A 19,814-nucleotide genomic window follows, 5' to 3' on the forward strand; every position below is an offset into this window, starting at 1 on the left:
TCTGTTGCCTCCGCCCGCTGTTTCAGTACGTCGTTGCCGGCTGTTCGCGATCATCGAGAATGCGGACAAAACGGCCCTCGTTGATCGGATAGCCCGTTTCGGTGATCTTGACACGAACCAGTTTTCCGATAATATCGCGAGACGGATAATGGAATTTGACTTTCAGATAATTGTCTGTAAAGCCGACAAAGTACCCGTCTTGTTCATGATGATTAAGCGGTTCTTCAGGAATGACTTCCAGCACGCTGCCTTTGTACTTCGCCGCATATTCTTCCGAAAGCCTGTTAGACAGGCCGATCAAACGCTCCACACGTCGATGCTTCACATCGACGGGCACCTGATCCGCCATTCGGGCGGCAGGCGTGCCGGTTCTCTGAGAATACGGGAACACATGAAGCTCCGAAAATTTCAGTCGGCGAATAAAATCACAGGTTTCTTCAAACTCCTCATCCGTTTCTCCCGGAAAGCCGACGATGACGTCTGAAGTCAGGGCGAAATCCGGAAGAGCCCGGCGCAGGCCGGCAATCTTATCGGCAAAGAAGGCTGTCGTATATTTCCGGTGCATTCTTTTTAAGACGCCGTCCGAGCCGGATTGAAGAGGAATGTGCAGGTGTCTGGCCACGATATGGGAGCGATGAATCACATCGACTACTTCATCGGTAATCTGGCTCGCTTCAATGGAAGAGATACGCAGCCTTTTCAGACCGTCAACATTCCTTTCCAGATCGCGCAGCAACTGTGCGAAACTGTAATTTTCCATATCCTCGCCGTAGCCCGCTGTATGAATCCCGGTCAGGACAATTTCCCGATAGCCTGCGTTCACAAGCTGCTGCGCCTGTTTCAGCACATTCTCCGGCGTCCGGGAACGAAGCAGGCCGCGTGCCCAGGGAATGATGCAGAACGTACAGAAATTATTACAGCCTTCCTGAATCTTCAGGGACGCCCGTGTCCGGTCTGTGAAAACGGGGACATCAAGTTCTTCATAGACTTTCGCTTTCATGATGTCTGAGACACCGTTGATCGGTTCGCGCTCTTTTCGGTACTGATCGACAAAATCGAGCAACCTGCTTCTGTCCTGTGTACCGACGACGATATCCACACCCGGTATCGAAAGCACCTCCGCCGGGGACGTCTGAGCGTAGCAGCCGGTTACACAGATCACAGCGTCCGGATTGCTGCGGATCGCGCGGCGGATCACCTGGCGGCTTTTCTGATCACCGGTATTCGTAACCGTACACGTATTAATGACGTAGACATCGGCGGTTTTTTCAAAATCTCTGCGGTCATATCCCTGTTTCTGAAACAGCTGCCAGATGGCTTCCGTTTCATAATGATTGACTTTACAACCTAATGTATGAAAAGCGACAGAAGGCATTTTTATCGATCCACCTCGCGTTCTAATAATTCAAAAATGATCGGATCCTGGGACAGAAAGTACAGAGCAGCGAGTCATACCCCTCCATGATTCGTGAGACGAAACCGCAGGAAGAGAAGCAGAGCGTTTCGCTGTTCGGTTTCATCGCGAAAGCCCTTTTCCAAATCATCATTGGGCATTCCGGTTCTCACATTGCCCGATAAAAGAAGCAGGGCGGAACAGCCGCTTTTGCCGACCCGGCCGCTCTCCGGAAATGATCACCCGGCAACATTCAAGGCCTCTTCTTAGTGACCAAGGCCACCCAGTCCCCGCTTTCCAGGCTGTCGCAGACATGAAAGCCGGACGCAGCAAGTGCCGCGACAACCTGATCCTTCTTTGTCTTAATGATGCCCGAAGCAATCAGCAATCCATCCGGCCTGATGATGCGGGCTGCGCCGTCTTTGACAAGCCTTATAACAAGTTCTGCCAGCAGATTGCCGACGATCACGTCAAAGCCGGGCTCAATATTATCGGCCAGATTATTCTGCCTGACTTCCACAATATCCTGAACCTTGTTCAATTTCACGTTCAGTCTTGCCGACTGGACGGCTACCCGGTCAAGATCGACGGCCAGGACTTTGCCGGCACCCAGTTTCGCCGCCGCAATCGACAGCACCCCCGTGCCCGTGCCGACATCGAGTACTCTCGCGTCTTCGGGCATGTACCGTTCCAGAGCTTCAATACACAGTACAGTCGTCGGATGCGTCCCCGTACCGAAAGCCATTCCCGGATCCAGTTCAATCAGCTGCCGTTCCGCCGGCTTCTGACGGTAATCAACCCATGTCGGAGTAATCACAAAATGTCTGCCGACCGTGACGGGCTTATAATACTTCTTCCAGCCCGATGCCCATTCTTCTTCATTGCGTTCACTGAACGTCAATCGATTTTCTCCCAGATCGATATCATAGAGAAGCAGGTCGTTCACCGACTGTTTGATTTCCGCGACGGTTTCGCCGAGAAAGCTGTTTACGGGAAAATAGGCTTTCACATTGACCCCCTCTTGCGGATAATCGTCGGGGTCCAGAGAATAAACCTCACCGTTATCCCGTTTCCATTCTTTCTGCAGGTCATTGGAGTCCTCAATGACGACACCGCCCGCACCTGCTTCATAAAGAATGTTTGTAATCGGTTCAATGGCTTCTTCGGTTGTATGAATACAGATTTCCGACCATTTCATCAGTCATAAGCTCCGTTTCCGTCTTAGAGATAGCTCAAATGCCGGAGAAGGCCGAACCCTCCGCTTGTTTCAAAAAAAGCGGAAGCCTGCCGCTTGAAAAGACATTTGCACTGTCTCCGGGTATCCCTGTTCAGTCGGCCTTAAATACTTTTTTTTTCATTCGGTCAAAGATACTTTCGTTTTCCGGATTCGCTGAACCGCCCGAAAGGCTTGAAAGCTTTCTGAAAAGCATTTTTTCTTCTTCCGACAGATGTTTCGGTGTGATCACTTTAACCGTTACATGTTCATCGCCCTGCCCGTATCCTCTGACATTTTTGATGCCCTTGCCTTTCAGCCGGAATTTCGTCCCGGTCTGTGTTCCCGCCGGGATCCGCAGCCTGACTTTTCCGTAGAGGGTCGGCACTTCGATTTCATCGCCTAAGGCCACCTGAGCAAAGCTGAGCGGGACTTCCAGGAAGACGTTGTCGCCGGAACGGCGATAAAATTTATGCGGTTTAACTGTGAACACGATATAGAGATCTCCCGAAGGACCGCCGTTCACGCCTGCCTCGCCCTGTCCGGACAGGCGGATTTGCTGGCCGTCATCGATTCCCGCCGGTATTTTGACCTCGATTTTCTTGTTGATTTTCACTCTGCCGTTGCCGCCGCACGTATGGCACGGGCTCTTGACAACCTTACCTGTACCGTGGCAATAAGGGCAGACGCGCCGGTTAACAATCCGTCCGAAAGGCGTATTTTGTTCGGTGTTCAGCTGGCCGGTCCCGTGACAGTGCGGGCAGCTCTCCGGTTTTGTGCCCGGCTGGGCTCCGGTCCCGTGACACGTTGTGCATGTTTCTTCCTTCGGAATCCTGATCTCCGTCGTTTTGCCGAAAGCAGCTTCTTCGAAGGTGATCGACATTTCATATTGAAGGTCGGATCCCTGCCTCGGAGCATTCGGGTCGCGCCTTCTCGATCCGCCATTGAAAATCTGATCAAAGATATCGCCGAAGCCGCCGAAATCGGAACCGCCGAAGCCTTGGCCGCCAAAACCCTGACCGCCAAAGCCCTGATTCGGGTCGGCTTCACCGTACTGATCGTAATTTGCCTTTTTTTCCGGATTGCTCAGAACTTCGTAGGCATCTTTAACTTCCTTGAATTTTTCCGCTGCACCCGGACTCTTGTTTACATCGGGATGATACTTTCTCGCCAATTGCCGAAAGGCCTTTTTAATCTCGTCTTTCGAGGCATCCTTGCTCACCCCGAGGATCTCGTAATAATCCCGTTTACTCATCAAATCACTCCCGAAATGACTTTGCATATAGAAAACCTGGCAAGCCGGGCCTCAGGCTGCAGCCCGGCTTAAGTGTCTCTTATTTACTTTCAACCGGTCGTTTTTGCTTTGTAATCGTATAAAATAAATCATACCATTCGGACTGGCGATTAAGCAAGAAAAAGCCAAAGCCAAGACCCGTGCCTGACTTCGACTTTATCCTTCGATCATTCAGCGACCTTGCGTGCCGGTGTTCGTTTACGCTGCATCAGTTTTTCTTGTTCTTGTCGTCATCATTGACTTCTTTATAATCCGCATCGACGACATCGTCATCTTTCTTCTTTCCTTTTGAATCTCCGTTTGCATCTCCGCCGTTTGAAGTCCCGGTGTTCTTGGCGCCCTGGGCTTTCTGAGCCGCCTGCTGATAAAGTTTAACGGAAAGCTGCTGAACGATTTCATTCAATTCATCCTTGGCTTTCTTAATCGCTTCGATATCCTTGCCTTCAAGTGCCTTCTTCAGTTTATCCTTGGCATCGTTTGCCTTGGCTTTCTCCGATCCGTCCACCTTATCGCCAAGATCCTTCAGCGTTTTTTCTGTTGAAAAAATCAGCTGATCCGATTCGTTGCGCAGATCGACTTCTTCCCGCCGTTTTTTATCGGCATCGGCATTCGCTTCAGCGTCTTTAACCATTTTGTCGATTTCATTCTCGCTCAGGCCCGACGAAGATTTAATGGTGATCGACTGCTCTTTGTTGGTGCCCTTGTCCTTCGCTTTGACATTGACAATTCCGTTGGCGTCGATCTCGAATGTGACTTCGATCTGAGGAATGCCGCGCGGAGCCGGCGGAATGTCATTAAGCTGGAAACGGCCGAGTGTCTTGTTGTCCGCAGCCATCTGACGTTCACCCTGGAGCACATGAATATCGACAGCCGTCTGATTGTCGGCAGCCGTTGAGAAGACCTGGGATTTGCTTGTCGGAATCGTTGTATTACGGTCGATCAGTTTGGTGAATACTCCGCCCATCGTTTCAATTCCAAGGGACAGCGGAGTCACATCAAGCAGTACGACATCCTTTACATCCCCGGTCAGCACACCCCCCTGAATCGCTGCACCGACGGCAACGACTTCATCGGGATTGACACCCTTGCTCGGTTCTTTGCCGGTCAGATTCTTGATTGCGTTCTGAACCGCGGGAACACGGGTCGATCCGCCGACCAGAATAATTTTGTCGATGTCGTCCATCGTCATATCGGCGTCGGACAGTGCCTGGCGAACCGGACCCATCGTCGATTCAACGAGATCGGCAGTCAATTCGTCGAACTTGGCGCGCGTCAGGTTGACTTCGAGGTGTTTCGGACCGGTTGCGTCCGCTGAAATAAACGGAAGAGAAATCTGAGTCTGAGAAACACCCGACAGCTCCTTTTTGGCTTTTTCAGAGGCATCTTTCAGCCGCTGAAGCGCCATTTTATCACCGGACAAATCAATGCCGTTATCTTTTTTAAACTGAGCGATCAGATAGTCAATGATTCGCTGGTCAAAGTCGTCTCCGCCGAGGCGGTTGTTGCCCGCCGTCGCTTTGACTTCGAAAATGCCGTCCCCAAGTTCGAGAATCGACACATCAAAAGTACCGCCGCCAAGGTCAAAGACAAGAATCGTCTGATCTTCACCCTTATCCAGTCCATAAGCGAGTGATGCCGCCGTCGGTTCATTAATGATACGCAGAACGTCCAGTCCGGCAATCTTGCCGGCGTCCTTTGTTGCCTGGCGCTGCGCGTCATTAAAGTAAGCCGGGACGGTAATGACTGCTTTTTCCACGGATTCCCCGAGATAGGCTTCAGCGTCCGATTTCAGCTTCTGCAGAATGATCGCTGAAATTTCCTGCGGTGTATATTTTTTCCCTTCGATTTCTACTTTGTAATCGGAACCCATGTGGCGCTTGATGGAAAGCACCGTGTTCGGGTTGGTGACGGCCTGCCGTTTGGCTACTTCGCCGACCTGGCGTTCGCCGTTTTTGAAGGCGACGGCAGACGGAGTTGTGCGGCCGCCTTCGGGATTCGGGATGACAACGGGTTCCCCGCCTTCCATAATCGCCACACACGAGTTTGTCGTACCTAAATCGATACCGATGATTTTACTCATTCTCATTTCCCCCTAAATGTATTAGAAACAAAATGTTGAGTCAGTGCCGTAAAATCAGGCACTGACTTTGACCATTGCCGGACGGAGGATCCGTCCGTTCAATGTATAACCTGCCTGAAGCACCTGGATCACTGTACCGCTCTCGTGTTCCTGGCTTTCTTCCTGCATCACGGCCTGATGAAAGTTCGGATCGAATGGTTTTCCGAGGGAGTCAATTTCTTCGACACCTTCCTTTTTAAGCGCCGCTTCGAATCTGTTCAGCACCATTTCCATACCCTTTTTCAGAGCCGCCCCGTCCTCAGACGCGGTCTCGACATCCAGTGCCCGCTTAAAATTATCCAGAATTTCAAGCAAATCCGATGTCAGATCCTGAGCGCGGTATTTTCTTGCATCCGCTTTTTCTTTGTTCGTGCGCTTTCTGTAATTTTCAAAATCAGCCTGCGCACGAAGCAGGCGATTTTTCAGATCCTCTTTCTCCTTTTTCAGAGAGCCGATCTCAGCCGTCAATTCTTCAACCTGTTCGGCAAGCAATTGCGCATCCGGCTGATCGGCAGCCTTTTCATCCGATGCTTCCTCGTGCCGGTCCTGTACCTCACCTTCGGCTTCCGGCACGGCAGCTTCCTTCTTTTTTTCTTCCGTTTTCCTCTCTTCTTCAGGTTTCTTTTCTACCTTCGGCTGATCTGTTTGATCATCAGTATTTCCTGCCACATCTTTTCTTATCTCTTCATTCGTCTGTTTAGCCATAGGCTCACCTCCCGAAAAAATGCAACGGCGCTATGCCATGCTTTTCCTTTCACTTAAACTTTTTGTCAATATTTTGGATAAAACATCAATCAGCGTGACAACACGAGGATAGGCCATACGTGTCGGACCGATCACAGCAACGGTTCCCAGATGCTCGCCGCCGGCCGAATAAGTCGTCGTTATCAGGCTGCAGTCTTTAATCCCGACCAGCTTGTTCTCCCCGCCAATGCGGATTTGCAGGCCTTCGGACGGCATACTCATCAGTTCACGAACAATTTCTTTTCCTTCAAATACATTAAAAAGCGAGATGATTCTATCAACATTCTGAAACTCGGGCTGAGCCAGCATCTTGCTTCTGCCGCTGTAAAAGATCTTTTCCGGATCGCTGATCGTCAGACCTTCGCTCAGAAGATCCATCACACGCTCGTAGCTGCTGACATTTTGCTTCAGCACGTCTCTGATCTCTGTATCGAGACGGCTTTGCAGCTGATACAACGGAACCATATTCAGCTTTTCGTTCAAAATGTTAACGATTTTCTCAATATCCTCCGTGTTGACTCCTTCCGGAAAAGACACAAGTTTGTTTTCAACATGTCCGGTGTCGGTCACGATGATAATCACACCCTGCTCTTCCGACAGTTTGATCAGCTCAATGTGCCTCAGCTTCGTCTCAAGCAATTCAGGCCCCAGCATAATCGCCGTATAATTCGTGAATTCGGAAAGCAGCCTGGCAGTCACCCGGATCAATTGTTCGGTCTCGGTAAACTGCTGATGGTACACCCTGCGAATATCGGACATTTCCTTATCGGTCAGCATAATGGGTGAAAGCAAATGATCCACATAGAAGCGGTAGCCCTTCTCCGAAGGCACCCGCCCGGAAGACATATGTGTCTTTTCGAGATAACCCATCTCCTCCAAATCCGCCAGCTCATTCCGGATCGTCGCCGGACTGTAATGAACGTCGTCACGCTTTGCTATCGAACGGGACCCCACGGGTTCGGCAGAGAGAATATAGTCATTAACAAGAAGCTGCAGCAAAAACAACTGGCGTTCTGTTAACATCCTTATCACCTCTGTTAGCACTCTCTTTATCCGAGTGCTAATTCTACATTAAAATTTAACAACTTCCCGCTCATTTGTCAATGTTTTAAGAGATTTCATCTGATAAAAAACATGAATAATTAACGTTGATCATTATACATTAATTCATTGATTTTATAAAAAGTATTACCAACAATAATCGCAGCGGCCGATTGTAATCTTACGGTCGGAATGAAGCAAAAAGATTGGAAAAGAACATACATAATCCGGAATTCACATAAAAAGGGGCCCATCTTGCTCGGCCCTTTAAGCGTTCGTCCCGTGAATACTGTTTTTCACAACAAAAAAGGAGCCCGTCTTTCCGGCCCCTTTTTATTTTCTTAACCGATCGGCCCGCTTTTGATTTTCTTTCATGCGCCTTTGTTCGATGATCAGATCTATTCTTTCCAGCGTTTCTTTGTCTCCCAATATTTCGGATCTATTTGTTCTCACCAGTTGAATATACGACGGCCTTCTTTTCATCCCGATCATCCTTTCTGTTTTTCTAACGTTGTTTATTATAAACGTACAGCATTAATAAAGAATTAAAATTTTGTAAAAATAGAGTCTTATTATCGAATGAAAACGTCCCGTTCTAATCCGAAAGTCCATGAATATAGATTACCGTTTCATCAATCTTTCTTTTAAAAGGAAGTCTGTTAAATGAAAATGCCGATTTACGGATTCATGTATTCTTCAGACGATTCAGATCCGCTTCATGCGCATCAGCTTTTTATAACAAGCTGGGACAGCGGGCCGGTTCATGTCCATCCGTTTCGCGGTGTCACTTCCTTTGATGCCGGGCACGCCCACGGATATGCCGGAACGACCGAACCTGCTCCAAGCGGAGTCCCGCATACGCACCGTTATTTCACGTTTACATCGTTTGACGACGGGCATCATCATGAGATATCAGGCATTACAGGCCCTGCCATTTCTCTTCCGGACGGCAGGCACTATCATGAGTTCAAAGGCACGACTACTGTAAACGGAGCAACCCCGCATTCTCATCGTTACGCCGGCAAAACAGGCTCATAATTTATCAAAATGCCGTGCCGCCCGGGGCTCCCTTTACTATTTCTTCGTTCAGTCCGACCGGCCGCTGCGGCCCGCGCGTAAAATCATTATTTCTTAACCCGGCATTAAACTGTTTTTAATGTACGTGATTTAAAATAAAGTTAGAGTGGATGGTACATGTGGCCGTCACAAGTATTGGCGATGGAGGAGCCAATGCTATTTTTTTAACTGGATGACTCCGTTTGTTCATGCGCCGATCATCCAGTTGCTGTCCGCGCAGCCGGTAAACGGTCAATGGGAAAGTTCCTCATCGGTAAAGTTCCTCATTGCCCGGGCCCAGAGACGGCTGCACCAGGATACGGAAGCATCATTTTCCGAATTTGCGCCGTTTAATGTCTAAATGCGATGCCATAGTAAAAATGACCTCTTACCCTTCAGGAAGAGAGGTCACTGCCGTCAGCCGTTTCATGAGCATTTGTTCGATTCCCGCACCATTTTTTATTTGCAAAAAATTGATTGCCGGACAGGAAATCTTTACCAGGACGAATGACGCTGCACATAAGCATCGGACGGTGCATAAAATCGACAAACAGGGCCGTTAACGTTTCGGTGCGAGTTCTGCCTGATTCGGTGCGGCATTCCGGTTTCGGTGCGAGTTCTGACCAATTCGGTGCGTCTGCCCTTATTCGGTGCGACATTCCGACGTTTCGGTGCAGCTTTTTTGCATTTCGGTGCGAGTTCTGCCTGATTCGGTGCGACTTTCTCCTATTTCGGTGCGAGTTCTGACCAATTCGGTGCGTCTGCCCTTATTCGGTGCGACATTCCGACGTTTCGGTGCAGCTTTTTTGCATTTCGGTGCGAGTTCTGCCTGATTCGGTGCGACATTCCAGCGATTCGGTGCAACATTCCGGCGTTTCGGTGCGTCCTTTCTGCATTTCGGTGCGGCTCTTTCCTGTTTCGGTGCGTCTGCCTCTATTCGGTGCGACATTCCGTGTTTCGGTGCAGCTTTTTTGCATTTCGGTGCGAGTTCTGACCAATTCGGTGCGACATTCCGGTGTTTCGGTGCAGCTTTTCCACGTTTCGATGCGACATTCCAGCGATTCGGTGTGGCTTCAAATTTCGGTGCAAGTTCTGCCCGATTCGGTGCAGCTTATTCGGGATTCGGTGCAGCTTTCCCACGTTTCGGTGCGAGCTCTGACCAATTCGGTGCGTCTGCCCGATTCGGTGCGACTTTCTCCTATTTCGGTGCAGCTTTCCCACGTTTCGGTGCGACTCCCCCAGCATTTCGGTGCGACCTGCCCATTGAGAAATCCGATCGGACTGTTGCGCAGTCAGTATCCGTCTGCCATGCAGTCGTTCATTTACGGAGCAGTAAAGGGCTTCATCAAATCAATGATCAATCGTGGAATGGCTGCCTGGCAAACAGCCTTTTTTGAATGACCGCTGATTTTATTTAATGGGAGACTGCTGATTCGTGTCCTTCCGCATAAACAATTTCATTTGTATTTATCGGCGTGGCGCTTAAGACAGCAAAAATGCCTCAAAGACGTTGTTCCCCAGAAAAACGCCCCTTCTTGTCAGAGCTACCCGTTCTCCGTTTTCCTTCAACAATCCCTGTGCTTTCAGGCGCTCGATCGGTTCGCTGTAAATACTTTCGATCGGACGGCCTGTTTTTTCCCGGAATTGTTTTTTATTGACACCTTTCAGAAGGCGAAGGCCGAGGAACATTTCTTCCTCCATTTTTTCACGGCTTGTGACCTCATGAGACAAGGCTTCCGAATAACCGCGTTCAGCAACCGAAGCGATATATCTTTTAATCGGTCCGGCGTTGGCGTACCTTCTGCCGTCAATGTAACCATGGGCGCCCGCCCCGATTCCGTAATACTCTTCGTTATGCCAGTAGAGCGAATTATGCACGCCTTCAAACCCGGGCTTTGCAAAATTACTGATCTCATATTGATGCAGGCCGTGCTTTTCGAGCTCAAAAATAATCCGGCCGTACATGTCTGCTTCGATGTCTTCGCCGGGAAGTCTTAATTTGCCGCTTCTCATCCGATTGAAAAAGATTGTTTTCGGCTCGATCTGCAGTGAATAAATCGAAACGTGCGGCGTTCCGAGCGCGACTGCGGCCTCAAGCGATTCTTGCAGCGAGGTTTCTGTCTGCCCGGGAAGTGCGAACATGAGATCTAGAGTCACGTTATGAAAACCGGAGTTTAAAGCCTGCCCGACCGCTTCTTTGGCATCTTCCGATCCGTGAGCGCGGCCAATCGTTCTCAGAAGCCGGTCATCAAAAGACTGGATACCGATGCTCAGGCGCGTCACTCCGTATTTTTTCATCAGGCGCAGTTTCGCATGGTTCAGGCTCTCCGGATTGGCCTCTACAGTAAATTCCTCAATTTCCGGGTGCATGAAATGCCTGCTCACGCTGTCCAGCATGCGCTCAAATTGTGCATCACTCAGCGCCGTAGGAGTCCCGCCCCCGATGTAGATTGTTTTTGCCGGACCCATCGATGCATAATAGGCCATTTCCCGATCCAGCGCCAGAAGATACTCGTCAACAGGCTGGTTTTTAATAAATACCTTGTTAAAATCACAATAGAAACAGATGTGATCGCAAAAGGGAATGTGGATATATGCGCCTCGTGCCACCTGCATGCCCCCCTTAATCATCCTGGCTCATTTTGAACACCGCCATGAACGCTTCCTGAGGCACCTCGACGTTTCCGACTGCCTTCATCCGCTTTTTGCCTTCTTTCTGCTTCTCCAGCAATTTGCGTTTTCTGGAAACGTCGCCGCCGTAACATTTGGCCAGCACATTCTTGCGGAGCGCTTTTATCGTTGAACGGGCGATGACTTTCTGGCCGATCGCCGCCTGAATCGGCACTTCGAATTGCTGGCGCGGAATCAGTTCCTTCAGTTTTTCGACAATTGCCTTACCGCGGTCAAAAGCAAATTCTTTGTGAACAATGACGGAAAGCGCGTCCACTTTTTCCCCGTTCAGAAGAATATCCATTTTGACCAGATCGCCGGACCTGTAACCGTTCATCTCGTAATCAAGCGATGCATAGCCTCTCGTGCTGGATTTCAGTGAGTCGAAAAAATCATACATAATCTCGGAAAGCGGCAAGTCGTAAATGACATTGGTACGGTTCTCATCCAGATATTCCATATTCTTAAATTCGCCGCGTTTTTTCTGACACAGTTCCATGATGGCGCCGACGTAATCATTCGGTGTCATGATTGTCGCCCGGACGAAAGGTTCTTTCACTTCAGCGATGAATTTCCGTTCGGGCATTTCCGATGGATTGCCGACGCGGACCGTCGATCCGTCGGTCAGCACGACCTGATAGATTACGCTGGGAGCGGTAGCGATCAGATCGATATTAAATTCCCGTTCGAGACGCTCCTGAACAATATCCATGTGAAGCAATCCGAGAAAACCGCAGCGGAACCCGAAGCCGAGCGCCTCGGATGTTTCCGGTTCATACTGAAGCGCCGCATCATTCAGCTCGAGGCGTCCGAGCGCCTCGCGGAGGTCGTTGTATCGCGCGGTATCGATCGGATAGAGTCCGCAGTAGACCATCGGGTTCATCCGCCGGTAGCCCGGAAGCGGTTTGGTGGCCGGGCGTTCCGCATCGGTGACCGTGTCGCCCACACGCGTATCGTGAACCGATTTGATCGAAGCCGTCAGAAAGCCGACATCCCCGACCGACAGCTGATCCCTTGTCTCGATTTTCGGCGTGGACACGCCCACCTCGGTGACTTCGAACGTTTTTCCGTTCGCCATCATCCGGATTCTGTCGCCGACTTTGACTGTTCCGTCCACAATCCGGACATAAACAACGACGCCTCTATAGGAATCGTATAACGAATCGAAAACAAGCGCACGGAGACGAGCGTCCGGATCTCCCTGCGGCGCCGGAATTTTTTCGATAATCTGTTTCAGAACCGCGTCGGTGCCGATGCCCGTCTTCGCCGAAGCCAGAACTGCTTCCGAGGCATCAAGACCGATGACATCTTCAATTTCCTTTTTTACCCGGCCGGGATCGGCATTTGGCAAATCAATCTTATTTATGACCGGAATAATTTCGAGATTATTTTCCAAAGCCAGATAAACATTCGCCAGCGTCTGAGCCTGAACGCCCTGGGCGGCATCAACGACAAGCAGGGCGCCTTCGCACGCCGCCAGACTCCGGGAGACTTCATAAGAAAAATCGACGTGCCCCGGCGTGTCGATCAGGTGAAAAATATAGGTTTCGCCGTTCGGCGCTTTATAAGTCAGTTCAACGGCATTCAGCTTGATTGTAATTCCGCGTTCTCTTTCCAGGTCCATCGCGTCCAGCGTCTGCTCCTTCATCTCCCGTTGGGTCAGCGCCTGTGTCGCTTCCAGTATCCGGTCGGCAAGCGTCGACTTGCCGTGATCGATATGGGCGATGATTGAAAAATTACGGATGTGTGACTGCCGGCTGTTTCTATTTTCTGCCATCTGCGTTCCTCCTGCTCCAAAACACCTTGCTTACGTTCGATTATAGCAATCGGACCAGACCGTTTCAACGCGGAAAAAGCCGGAACGAAGAGATTCCGGTTCGATCCATCTGTTTAAATGCCGGCAATAAAGCAAAGAACAGGCGTGGAAGGAATCGATCTGCGGAGAAATTCAGCCGGAACCTTGAATCACTCCCCTGACCATTCCGGCTACCTGGCCCACGCCCCAGAGAAAAAGTCGGGAAACTTTATTTGAAAAAGCTTCACCCGTATTTTTTACCGCTGCCGATCCGGAACGAGGCGATTTAATAGACGTATTTTGTCCAGCCGTTGTCTGAGCCGTCCCGCCGGCTGCCGCCGGATGCAATCCGGAGGAAGAACTGGCGCCCGGCTGAGCGGCCGTGCTTCGGCTGTTTCCCGTTTGAACGTTTGTTTGCGTATTGATGCTTTGCGCATCTCTGACTGTAACCGCTCCGTAGAGGACGCAGAGCATCAGGACTGAGAAAATAACCAGCATTTCGATGACGATCCGTTTCACACTCATCGCTCTCCTCTGCCCGTCGATAAGGCTTGTCCGCCTGTCGCCTTGTTTATACAGAATTTTATGCGTCCCAATTAATTCTATGACGCTTAGTGTGTGAAATGCCCGAAATTCTCCTGGTTCACTTGCCTGTGCAGGGCGGCATTCAGACCGCCGGCCAGAACATTGCCCATTTTCTCAATAAAAAAGTCGACTTCCTTCGGCGTGACCATCAGCTGGGTTCCGGAGGCACCCAGTGCTTCCTCGATCAGCTGAGCTTTCTCATCTTCATCCAGCGTGCCGACCAGGCCGAGAAACGCCGCCCTTTTTTCCTTGCTTGGAAGCGCCAGTTTTGTGTAATCCACTTTTTCACCGAACGGGAGCCACGAAGGGACGAGCGCGCTTGAAGGCTCCGTTTCGCCCATCTCATGTCCGAGATGCCTGAGCAGAAGATCGAGAACATCGCTCGTGATCGTTACCGCGTCGACTACGGTCGGCACACCGACCGCAATCACCGGAATCCCCAGCGTTTTTCTGCTGAGTTCTTTCCGGTTGTTGCCAATGCCCGATCCCGGATGAATGCCGCTGTCCGAAACCTGGATGGTCGTATTGACCCTTTCTATCGACCGTGAAGCGAGCGCATCGACGGCAATCAGAAAATCAGGTTTCGACCGGTCGATCACGCCCAGAATGATATCGCTTGTCTCAATACCGGTCAGACCCATAACACCCGGCGTAATCGCGCTTACCGGACGATAGCCTTTCTGAACGTTTTCAGGCTGCAGATTGAACAGATGTTTCGTGACCAGGATGTTCCCGACGACGCTTGGTCCCAGTGAATCCGGCGTTACCTTCCAGTTGCCCAGTCCGACAACCAGGCATTCGGCTTCTTCAGAGATATTCAGATCCTTGAGAAACTGCGCGAAATACCCGGCAAATAGTTTTTCTGTTTTTTCCTCTATTTCCGTGTCCCCAGTACGGAGCGCTTTGGCTTCAAAAGTCAGATAGGCACCCGGCTTCTTATTCATTCTCGCCGCCGCCTCCTGCTTTATCATCATTTTTGTGACTTTAATTCCGTCCTCGTCTTTTTCTTCAACCGTGACGCCGTGATTGATCAGCGATTTTTTGCCGTCGGCCTCAATCGCCAGGTCGGTGCGAACACCGTAGGCGTGCAGATCCAATTTTTCCATATAACATTCCTCCGTCACTCCGTGTGGATGCTTCTATTTAAAAAGGATGGCCGATCACGGCATTTTTCATTCATCGTTGCAAAAGCGGTGCGGCTTTGATACAATACACTTTGTCAGAAATAATCTCAGCGAAACATGGATGCAGATTTCGTTTCGGCACTGTTTCTGCAGCCATTTGATTATGATTGACCGGAAATCCAGGCTTTGGAGGTGAACGCGATGCCAAATATTAAATCAGCCATTAAGCGCGTTAAGAAGAGCGAAGCCAATCGTCAGCACAATATGCAGTTTAAATCCGCCATGCGGACGGCGATCAAGTCGTTTAACGCAAAAGCAGAAGAAAAAGATGTTGAATCGGCAAAAGAAGCTTTTATTGCCGCTACTAAAAAGGTCGACAAGGCGGCTTCGAAGGGCTTGATTCACAAAAACAAAGCAGCTCATGAAAAATCGAGACTGTCCAAGAAACTGAATGAACTGAACGCCTGAATTTAAAAAGAAGGGGCCGCGAAATCGCGGCCCCATTTTTTTATAAAAAAATAATCAGAAATAAACGGTATCGGGAACAGAGAGAAGCCGGCATTCTTTACGCAGAAGCTGCCGACGCGATACGGTGGATCAGCAGTTCCAGGGCAAGCAGTTTGTCCATGCCCCCTGTTTTGATCCGGTAATCGGCCTCCGCACACTTCTCGAGAGCCGTTTTCAGCATGTCGGCACTGTATAGGCGCGACTGATCAGCGGCAAGCTTTACCGCATAGGGGTGCACCCCGATTTTTCCGGCAATATTCTTCTGAGTATATCCGGCATCGCGGTAGCAGGCCACTTGATAGACGATGCGGAACTGCCGTTCGAGCAGAGCGAGCAGTTTGAGCGGTTCTTCTTTCATACTCACCAGCTCGTGGAGCAGGTGAAGCGCATCCGCCGTTTTTTTCTGCATCACTTTATTGACCAACAGAAAAACATTGGTTTCAAGCGAACGCGAACCGATTTCCAGCACGGCGTCGCGATCGATCGTCCTGTTTTCACCGCAATACAGGGCACATTTTTCAACTTCATTCGCCAGTTGTGTCAGATGCGGGCCGACTGACGAGAGCAGCTGTTCATGCCCTTCTTTTGTATAAACAGATCCGTGCCGGGCCGCAATTTTTTCCAGAAGCGCATAAAGTGTCGCGTCCGAAAGTCTGGACAGCTCGTATACATGGGCCGTTTTTTCCAGAGTTTTGACCAGTTTCTTGCGTTTGTCCAGTTTCTCATAATGGGCTTCAATCAGCAGAACCGTATCGGGAGAAGGCTTTTCAATATACTGCTCAAACCGTCGCAGATTGTGGTCGACTTTTGTTCTCGCTCTTTCTGCGGTCAGAAAAAACGGATTCTCGATCAGCACGACTCTTTTTTCGCCCATGAACGGAACGGTCTCCGCATCTTCGAGAGCGGATTCGACCGGAACTTCCAGCATATCATAACTGGAAAAATTAAAATCGCGCGATTCAGCGGGCAATGCTTCCCGGATAATATTTCTTTTGACCAGCCGGAGCAGATAATCCTGGGTTCCGTAAAGCAGGTAGACGGGCGCCAGCGGTCTCCGGACCGACAAATCCATTTGTTTGATCTGTGCCAGTTTCTTTCGCCCCCCTTATACCGTTTACTTTACAGTCCGAAAAGACGGTTGACAAGAGAAAAGAGACCGGCTTTTGCGGCCGATCCCTGATTTATATATGAACGTTTGTCTCGCAGAGCCTAGGACAGCGCGGGACAGACGATGTTCTGTTTCTCTCTCTATGTTATCCTATGTGCAGGCAAAGTATGGGTGACAACACTTGTCAGCACCCGCAAAATGCTGGAAAAAATATGCCTCTGATCACTCCTGAACGACAGCCGTTCGAATCCGGACAATCCGCGATTTGGTAAACAGAAACTGGAGCGCACCCGAACGGTCCGTTCTCATCGCCGCTATACGATGCGCCTGCAGGCGGTCCAGCACTTCCTGGTGAGGATGGTCGTAACGGTTATTTTTGCCGGCGGAAATAATAGCTATGGACGGATTTAATTGGTTCAGCCAGTTTTCGGAACTCGAGGTCCGGCTGCCGTGATGGCCGAGTTTCAGCACATCCGCCCGAACGGCCGGATAGTGGGCAATCAGTCTTCGTTCGCCGTCGCTTCCCAGATCTCCCGTAAAAATCCAGCTTTTCCCTCCGAGCGTCGACTGAAGCACAAGCGAATCGTCATTTCTGTTCAAACGTCCGGCCGGCGAAAGCACATAAAAGACAGTACCTCCGATGTTCAGCCTGTCCCCTGATTTTAATTCATCGATTTCACTTCCGGTACCGGCGGCTTTCCTGAACAGCTCGATATCCGCCGGATCCGGGTCGAAATACGGGCTGATGACAAGCCTTTTAATCGGCAGCTGACCGACGATGCTTTTCATACCGCCGATGTGATCATAATCGCTGTGCGTCATGACAACAGCATCCAGCGATCCGACCCCCATCGCCCTCAATTCATGAAGAACAACGTCTCTGCCTACTTCAAAAGGTCTTCTCCGCTTCTCCCAGTTTTTCTGAAAATAGGGCAGCGAGCCGCCGCTGTCAATCAGTATATTCCCCTGCCGATGCGGCAGCCGGATCAGAATGCTGTCTCCCTGGCCGACATCGAGGAACGTAACCGAACCGTAGGGGCTGAGCCAGTCGGATAAGACAACGAGCGCGTAAATCAGAAAAAACGGGGCAATGAGAAGCGGCAGCGTCCATGAGGCGCTGAACCGCTCCCAGATCAGAAGAACAGTAAAAATAATCACAATAGCTGACGAAAGAAGCCAGGGAGACAGCGCACCGTAATTCAGCTGCAGAACCGGATGCCTGTACAGAAACAGAAGCGCCTGATGCGGAAAAGTGAGGAACGAATCGATAACAAAGGGCATAAAATCCGCTGAAAAGGGAGAGAGAATGCTGACGAGGTAAGCGCCTGCCGAGAGAGGAAGAATGACAAACGTCAGAAAAGGGACAAAAAACATACTGAGAAAAAAATTGATCAGGGGAAGCTGATAAAAGCTGAAAATAACCATCGGAAAAACGGCTAGTTCACTGACGATCGATAAAACGGCGATTCGGATCAGCGGTGACCGGTACCTTTCCAGAATCTGCGGTCCGGTAATCAAAATCGCAAATGTTGCGGCAAAGGATAATTGAAAACCAAGATCAAAGACAACATTCGGATCCCCGACAACCATGATCAGGCAGGCGCCGCCGATTACATCGGCAGCCTTCAGCCGGCGCTTCTTAAAAAGATCAGACAGGAAAAACAGACAGGCCGTCAGCCCGGAGCGAACGATCGACGGCTCGGCCCCGGTTAAGATAACATACACCGGGACAAGCAGCAGAAACAGGATGACGATATGCTCCCTGATCATGCCGAGACGCCGGGCAATGAAAAAGAGGCAGCCGAAAATGACGGCTACGTGCATGCCGGAAACGACCAGCAGGTGGACAAGACCGAAAAGCCGGTATGCATCGGCAAGTTCCGGATTAAAACCGCTGTCGTCGCCGAAAACGAGTGCATCGATCATTTCAGCGCTCGCAGGGGAGAACAGAGCATTGACCCGGTCGATCTGATCCTGGCGGAAACGTTTCAGACGATTGACCGGAGAAACAGGCCCGTCCCGGCAGAGCGGGGGTCCGTTGGCTTTAAGTATCCAATAGACATGGCGAAACGCAAGATATCGGCGATTGTCGAAGGCATGAAAATTCGAAGGCGCCGCGGGGCGTTCAAGCCGGCCGGACAGCCGGCACCCCGCTCCCGGCCGGATCGATCGTTTCAGTTTATTCTTCACTTCTTCCGAAGGCAGCTTCACAAAGGTCTGCACCACTTCGCCCGAAGACGTCTTCAGCATGAAGCTTAACTGATTCCCATCAAAAACAGGACTGTTTTCCACTGTCCCTTCAAAGACTGACTGTTTCTCCGATAAAACGGTCCGGTCTGTCCGAAAAAAGAAAACATCGGCACCGATAATCAGAAACAGCACCGCAAAAGCCGCCAGCATCCGGAAATGTCTCCCGAAAATCAGATAAATCCCGTATGCAACGAGCAGGAGAAGCGGGACGGCGGACCGCTCCGCTGCCGCCCAGGCCGAAAGACAGGCGCACAGCGCAAGAAGATGCCATTTTCCTGCGAACGGCATTACATACCGCGGGCAAACAGCTGCTCCGCCTGATCATACAAACGATGCAGCTCTTCTTTTTCCATGCCGGACTCTTCCAGCTTTTTAAAAAGCGATGCAATATAGGCCAGCTGCTTTCCGGAAATGTCCTGCTCTCTTCCGTCAAAAATATTGTCAAAAGGAACTTTTTTGACGGCTACTTTCGCCGTTTTAAAGAGTTCTTCCGCATAGGGATGATTCTTGTAGTCATTCGCATAATAAACACTCCGGATCCCTGCCTGAATGATTGCTTTCGTGCACTGGATGCAGGGAAAATGTGTGATGTAAATCTCTGCGCCCTCAGTCGGTTCGCCGAACTTCGCACATTGCAGGATGGCGTTCATCTCGGCATGTATCGTTCTGACGCAGTGGCCGTCAATCACGTAGCATCCTTCATCGGTACAGTGCACGCCTCCCGATATTGAACCATTGTACCCGCCCGCAATAATGCGTTTGTCGCGGACGATCGTCGCACCGACGACCAGGCGCGTGCATGTGCTGCGCGACGCCAGCAGATGGCTCTGCGCCATAAAGTATTGATCCCAGGATAATCGTTTCATCTTTTGTCCTCCCTAAAAAAGTAAAAGTGTCCTGTCCCCATTGTATCAG

General features: G+C 50.4%; 17 protein-coding genes. 3 read left to right on the top strand and 14 right to left on the bottom strand.

From position 1 onward, the window contains the following. Positions 1–22: 22 nt before the first annotated feature. The 7 genes from mtaB to OYT88_RS20880 form a co-directional block, all read right to left on the bottom strand. The gene (gene mtaB / locus OYT88_RS03415; protein ID WP_274397994.1) at positions 23–1,375 is read right to left on the bottom strand and encodes a tRNA (N(6)-L-threonylcarbamoyladenosine(37)-C(2))-methylthiotransferase MtaB; all 1,353 of its coding nucleotides are present in this window, start codon (positions 1,373–1,375) and stop codon (positions 23–25) included. Positions 1,376–1,646: 271 nt separating this feature from the next. Then, the gene (prmA, locus tag OYT88_RS03420) at positions 1,647–2,591 is read right to left on the bottom strand and encodes a 50S ribosomal protein L11 methyltransferase (protein ID WP_274397995.1); all 945 of its coding nucleotides are present in this window, start codon (positions 2,589–2,591) and stop codon (positions 1,647–1,649) included. A gap of 130 nt (positions 2,592–2,721) precedes the next feature. After that, positions 2,722–3,861 carry a molecular chaperone DnaJ gene (dnaJ, locus tag OYT88_RS03425; protein ID WP_274397996.1) on the bottom strand — a complete coding sequence of 380 codons (1,140 nt, stop codon included), beginning with the start codon at positions 3,859–3,861 and terminating at the stop codon, positions 2,722–2,724. Positions 3,862–4,108: 247 nt separating this feature from the next. Continuing rightward, on the bottom strand, positions 4,109–5,980 hold the full coding sequence (dnaK, locus tag OYT88_RS03430) for a molecular chaperone DnaK (RefSeq protein ID WP_274397997.1): 1,872 nt from the start codon (positions 5,978–5,980) through the stop codon (positions 4,109–4,111). Positions 5,981–6,034: 54 nt separating this feature from the next. Beyond that, positions 6,035–6,724 (bottom strand): nucleotide exchange factor GrpE, encoded by a 690-nt coding sequence (gene grpE, locus OYT88_RS03435; protein ID WP_274397998.1) that lies wholly within the window; start codon positions 6,722–6,724, stop codon positions 6,035–6,037. 30 nt (positions 6,725–6,754) lie between these two features. After that, positions 6,755–7,786 (bottom strand): heat-inducible transcriptional repressor HrcA, encoded by a 1,032-nt coding sequence (gene hrcA, locus OYT88_RS03440; protein WP_274397999.1) that lies wholly within the window; start codon positions 7,784–7,786, stop codon positions 6,755–6,757. Between the two features lie 351 nt (positions 7,787–8,137). Further along, positions 8,138–8,296, bottom strand: a complete 159-nt coding sequence (locus OYT88_RS20880) for an FbpB family small basic protein (protein WP_443217489.1) — start codon at positions 8,294–8,296, stop codon at positions 8,138–8,140. Between the two features lie 171 nt (positions 8,297–8,467). Here OYT88_RS20880 and OYT88_RS03445 point away from each other — a divergent pair, with 171 nt between their 5' ends. Next, on the top strand, positions 8,468–8,842 hold the full coding sequence (locus tag OYT88_RS03445; RefSeq protein WP_274398001.1) for a YmaF family protein: 375 nt from the start codon (positions 8,468–8,470) through the stop codon (positions 8,840–8,842). Positions 8,843–9,697: 855 nt separating this feature from the next. Further along, positions 9,698–10,261, top strand: coding sequence for a hypothetical protein (locus tag OYT88_RS03450; RefSeq protein WP_274398002.1), 564 nt, complete (start codon positions 9,698–9,700; stop codon positions 10,259–10,261). An 81-nt stretch (positions 10,262–10,342) separates the two neighbouring features. On the opposite strand, the gene hemW is transcribed toward OYT88_RS03450, so the two are convergent. The 4 genes from hemW to gpr all read right to left on the bottom strand — a co-directional run bounded on the left by hemW (position 10,343) and on the right by gpr (position 15,016). Next, positions 10,343–11,470, bottom strand: coding sequence for a radical SAM family heme chaperone HemW (gene hemW, locus OYT88_RS03455; RefSeq protein WP_338000537.1), 1,128 nt, complete (start codon positions 11,468–11,470; stop codon positions 10,343–10,345). Between the two features lie 13 nt (positions 11,471–11,483). Further along, the gene (lepA, locus tag OYT88_RS03460) at positions 11,484–13,307 is read right to left on the bottom strand and encodes a translation elongation factor 4 (protein ID WP_274398004.1); all 1,824 of its coding nucleotides are present in this window, start codon (positions 13,305–13,307) and stop codon (positions 11,484–11,486) included. 171 nt (positions 13,308–13,478) lie between these two features. Continuing rightward, complete coding sequence (locus OYT88_RS03465; RefSeq protein WP_274398006.1) at positions 13,479–13,850, bottom strand: hypothetical protein; 372 nt, start codon at positions 13,848–13,850, stop codon at positions 13,479–13,481. Between the two features lie 86 nt (positions 13,851–13,936). Next, positions 13,937–15,016, bottom strand: coding sequence for a GPR endopeptidase (gene gpr / locus OYT88_RS03470; RefSeq protein WP_274398007.1), 1,080 nt, complete (start codon positions 15,014–15,016; stop codon positions 13,937–13,939). Between the two features lie 219 nt (positions 15,017–15,235). Here gpr and rpsT point away from each other — a divergent pair, with 219 nt between their 5' ends. Continuing rightward, entirely contained in the window at positions 15,236–15,502 is a 267-nt protein-coding gene (rpsT, locus tag OYT88_RS03475; RefSeq protein WP_274398008.1) for a 30S ribosomal protein S20, read from the top strand. Positions 15,503–15,599: 97 nt separating this feature from the next. Here rpsT and holA read toward each other — a convergent pair whose 3' ends face one another. From holA to OYT88_RS03490, 3 genes are all read right to left on the bottom strand, one after another. After that, positions 15,600–16,613 carry a DNA polymerase III subunit delta gene (holA, locus tag OYT88_RS03480; protein ID WP_274398009.1) on the bottom strand — a complete coding sequence of 338 codons (1,014 nt, stop codon included), beginning with the start codon at positions 16,611–16,613 and terminating at the stop codon, positions 15,600–15,602. A 258-nt stretch (positions 16,614–16,871) separates the two neighbouring features. Then, positions 16,872–19,187, bottom strand: coding sequence for a DNA internalization-related competence protein ComEC/Rec2 (locus tag OYT88_RS03485; protein WP_274398010.1), 2,316 nt, complete (start codon positions 19,185–19,187; stop codon positions 16,872–16,874). Beyond that, positions 19,187–19,765, bottom strand: a complete 579-nt coding sequence (locus OYT88_RS03490; RefSeq protein ID WP_274398011.1) for a ComE operon protein 2 — start codon at positions 19,763–19,765, stop codon at positions 19,187–19,189. The genes OYT88_RS03485 and OYT88_RS03490 overlap by 1 nt, the downstream gene beginning before the upstream one ends. Positions 19,766–19,814 lie beyond the last annotated feature (49 nt).

Source organism: Sporolactobacillus sp. CQH2019, from assembly GCF_028765345.1.
In the GTDB taxonomy this organism is placed as follows: domain Bacteria; phylum Bacillota; class Bacilli; order Bacillales; family Sporolactobacillaceae; genus Sporolactobacillus.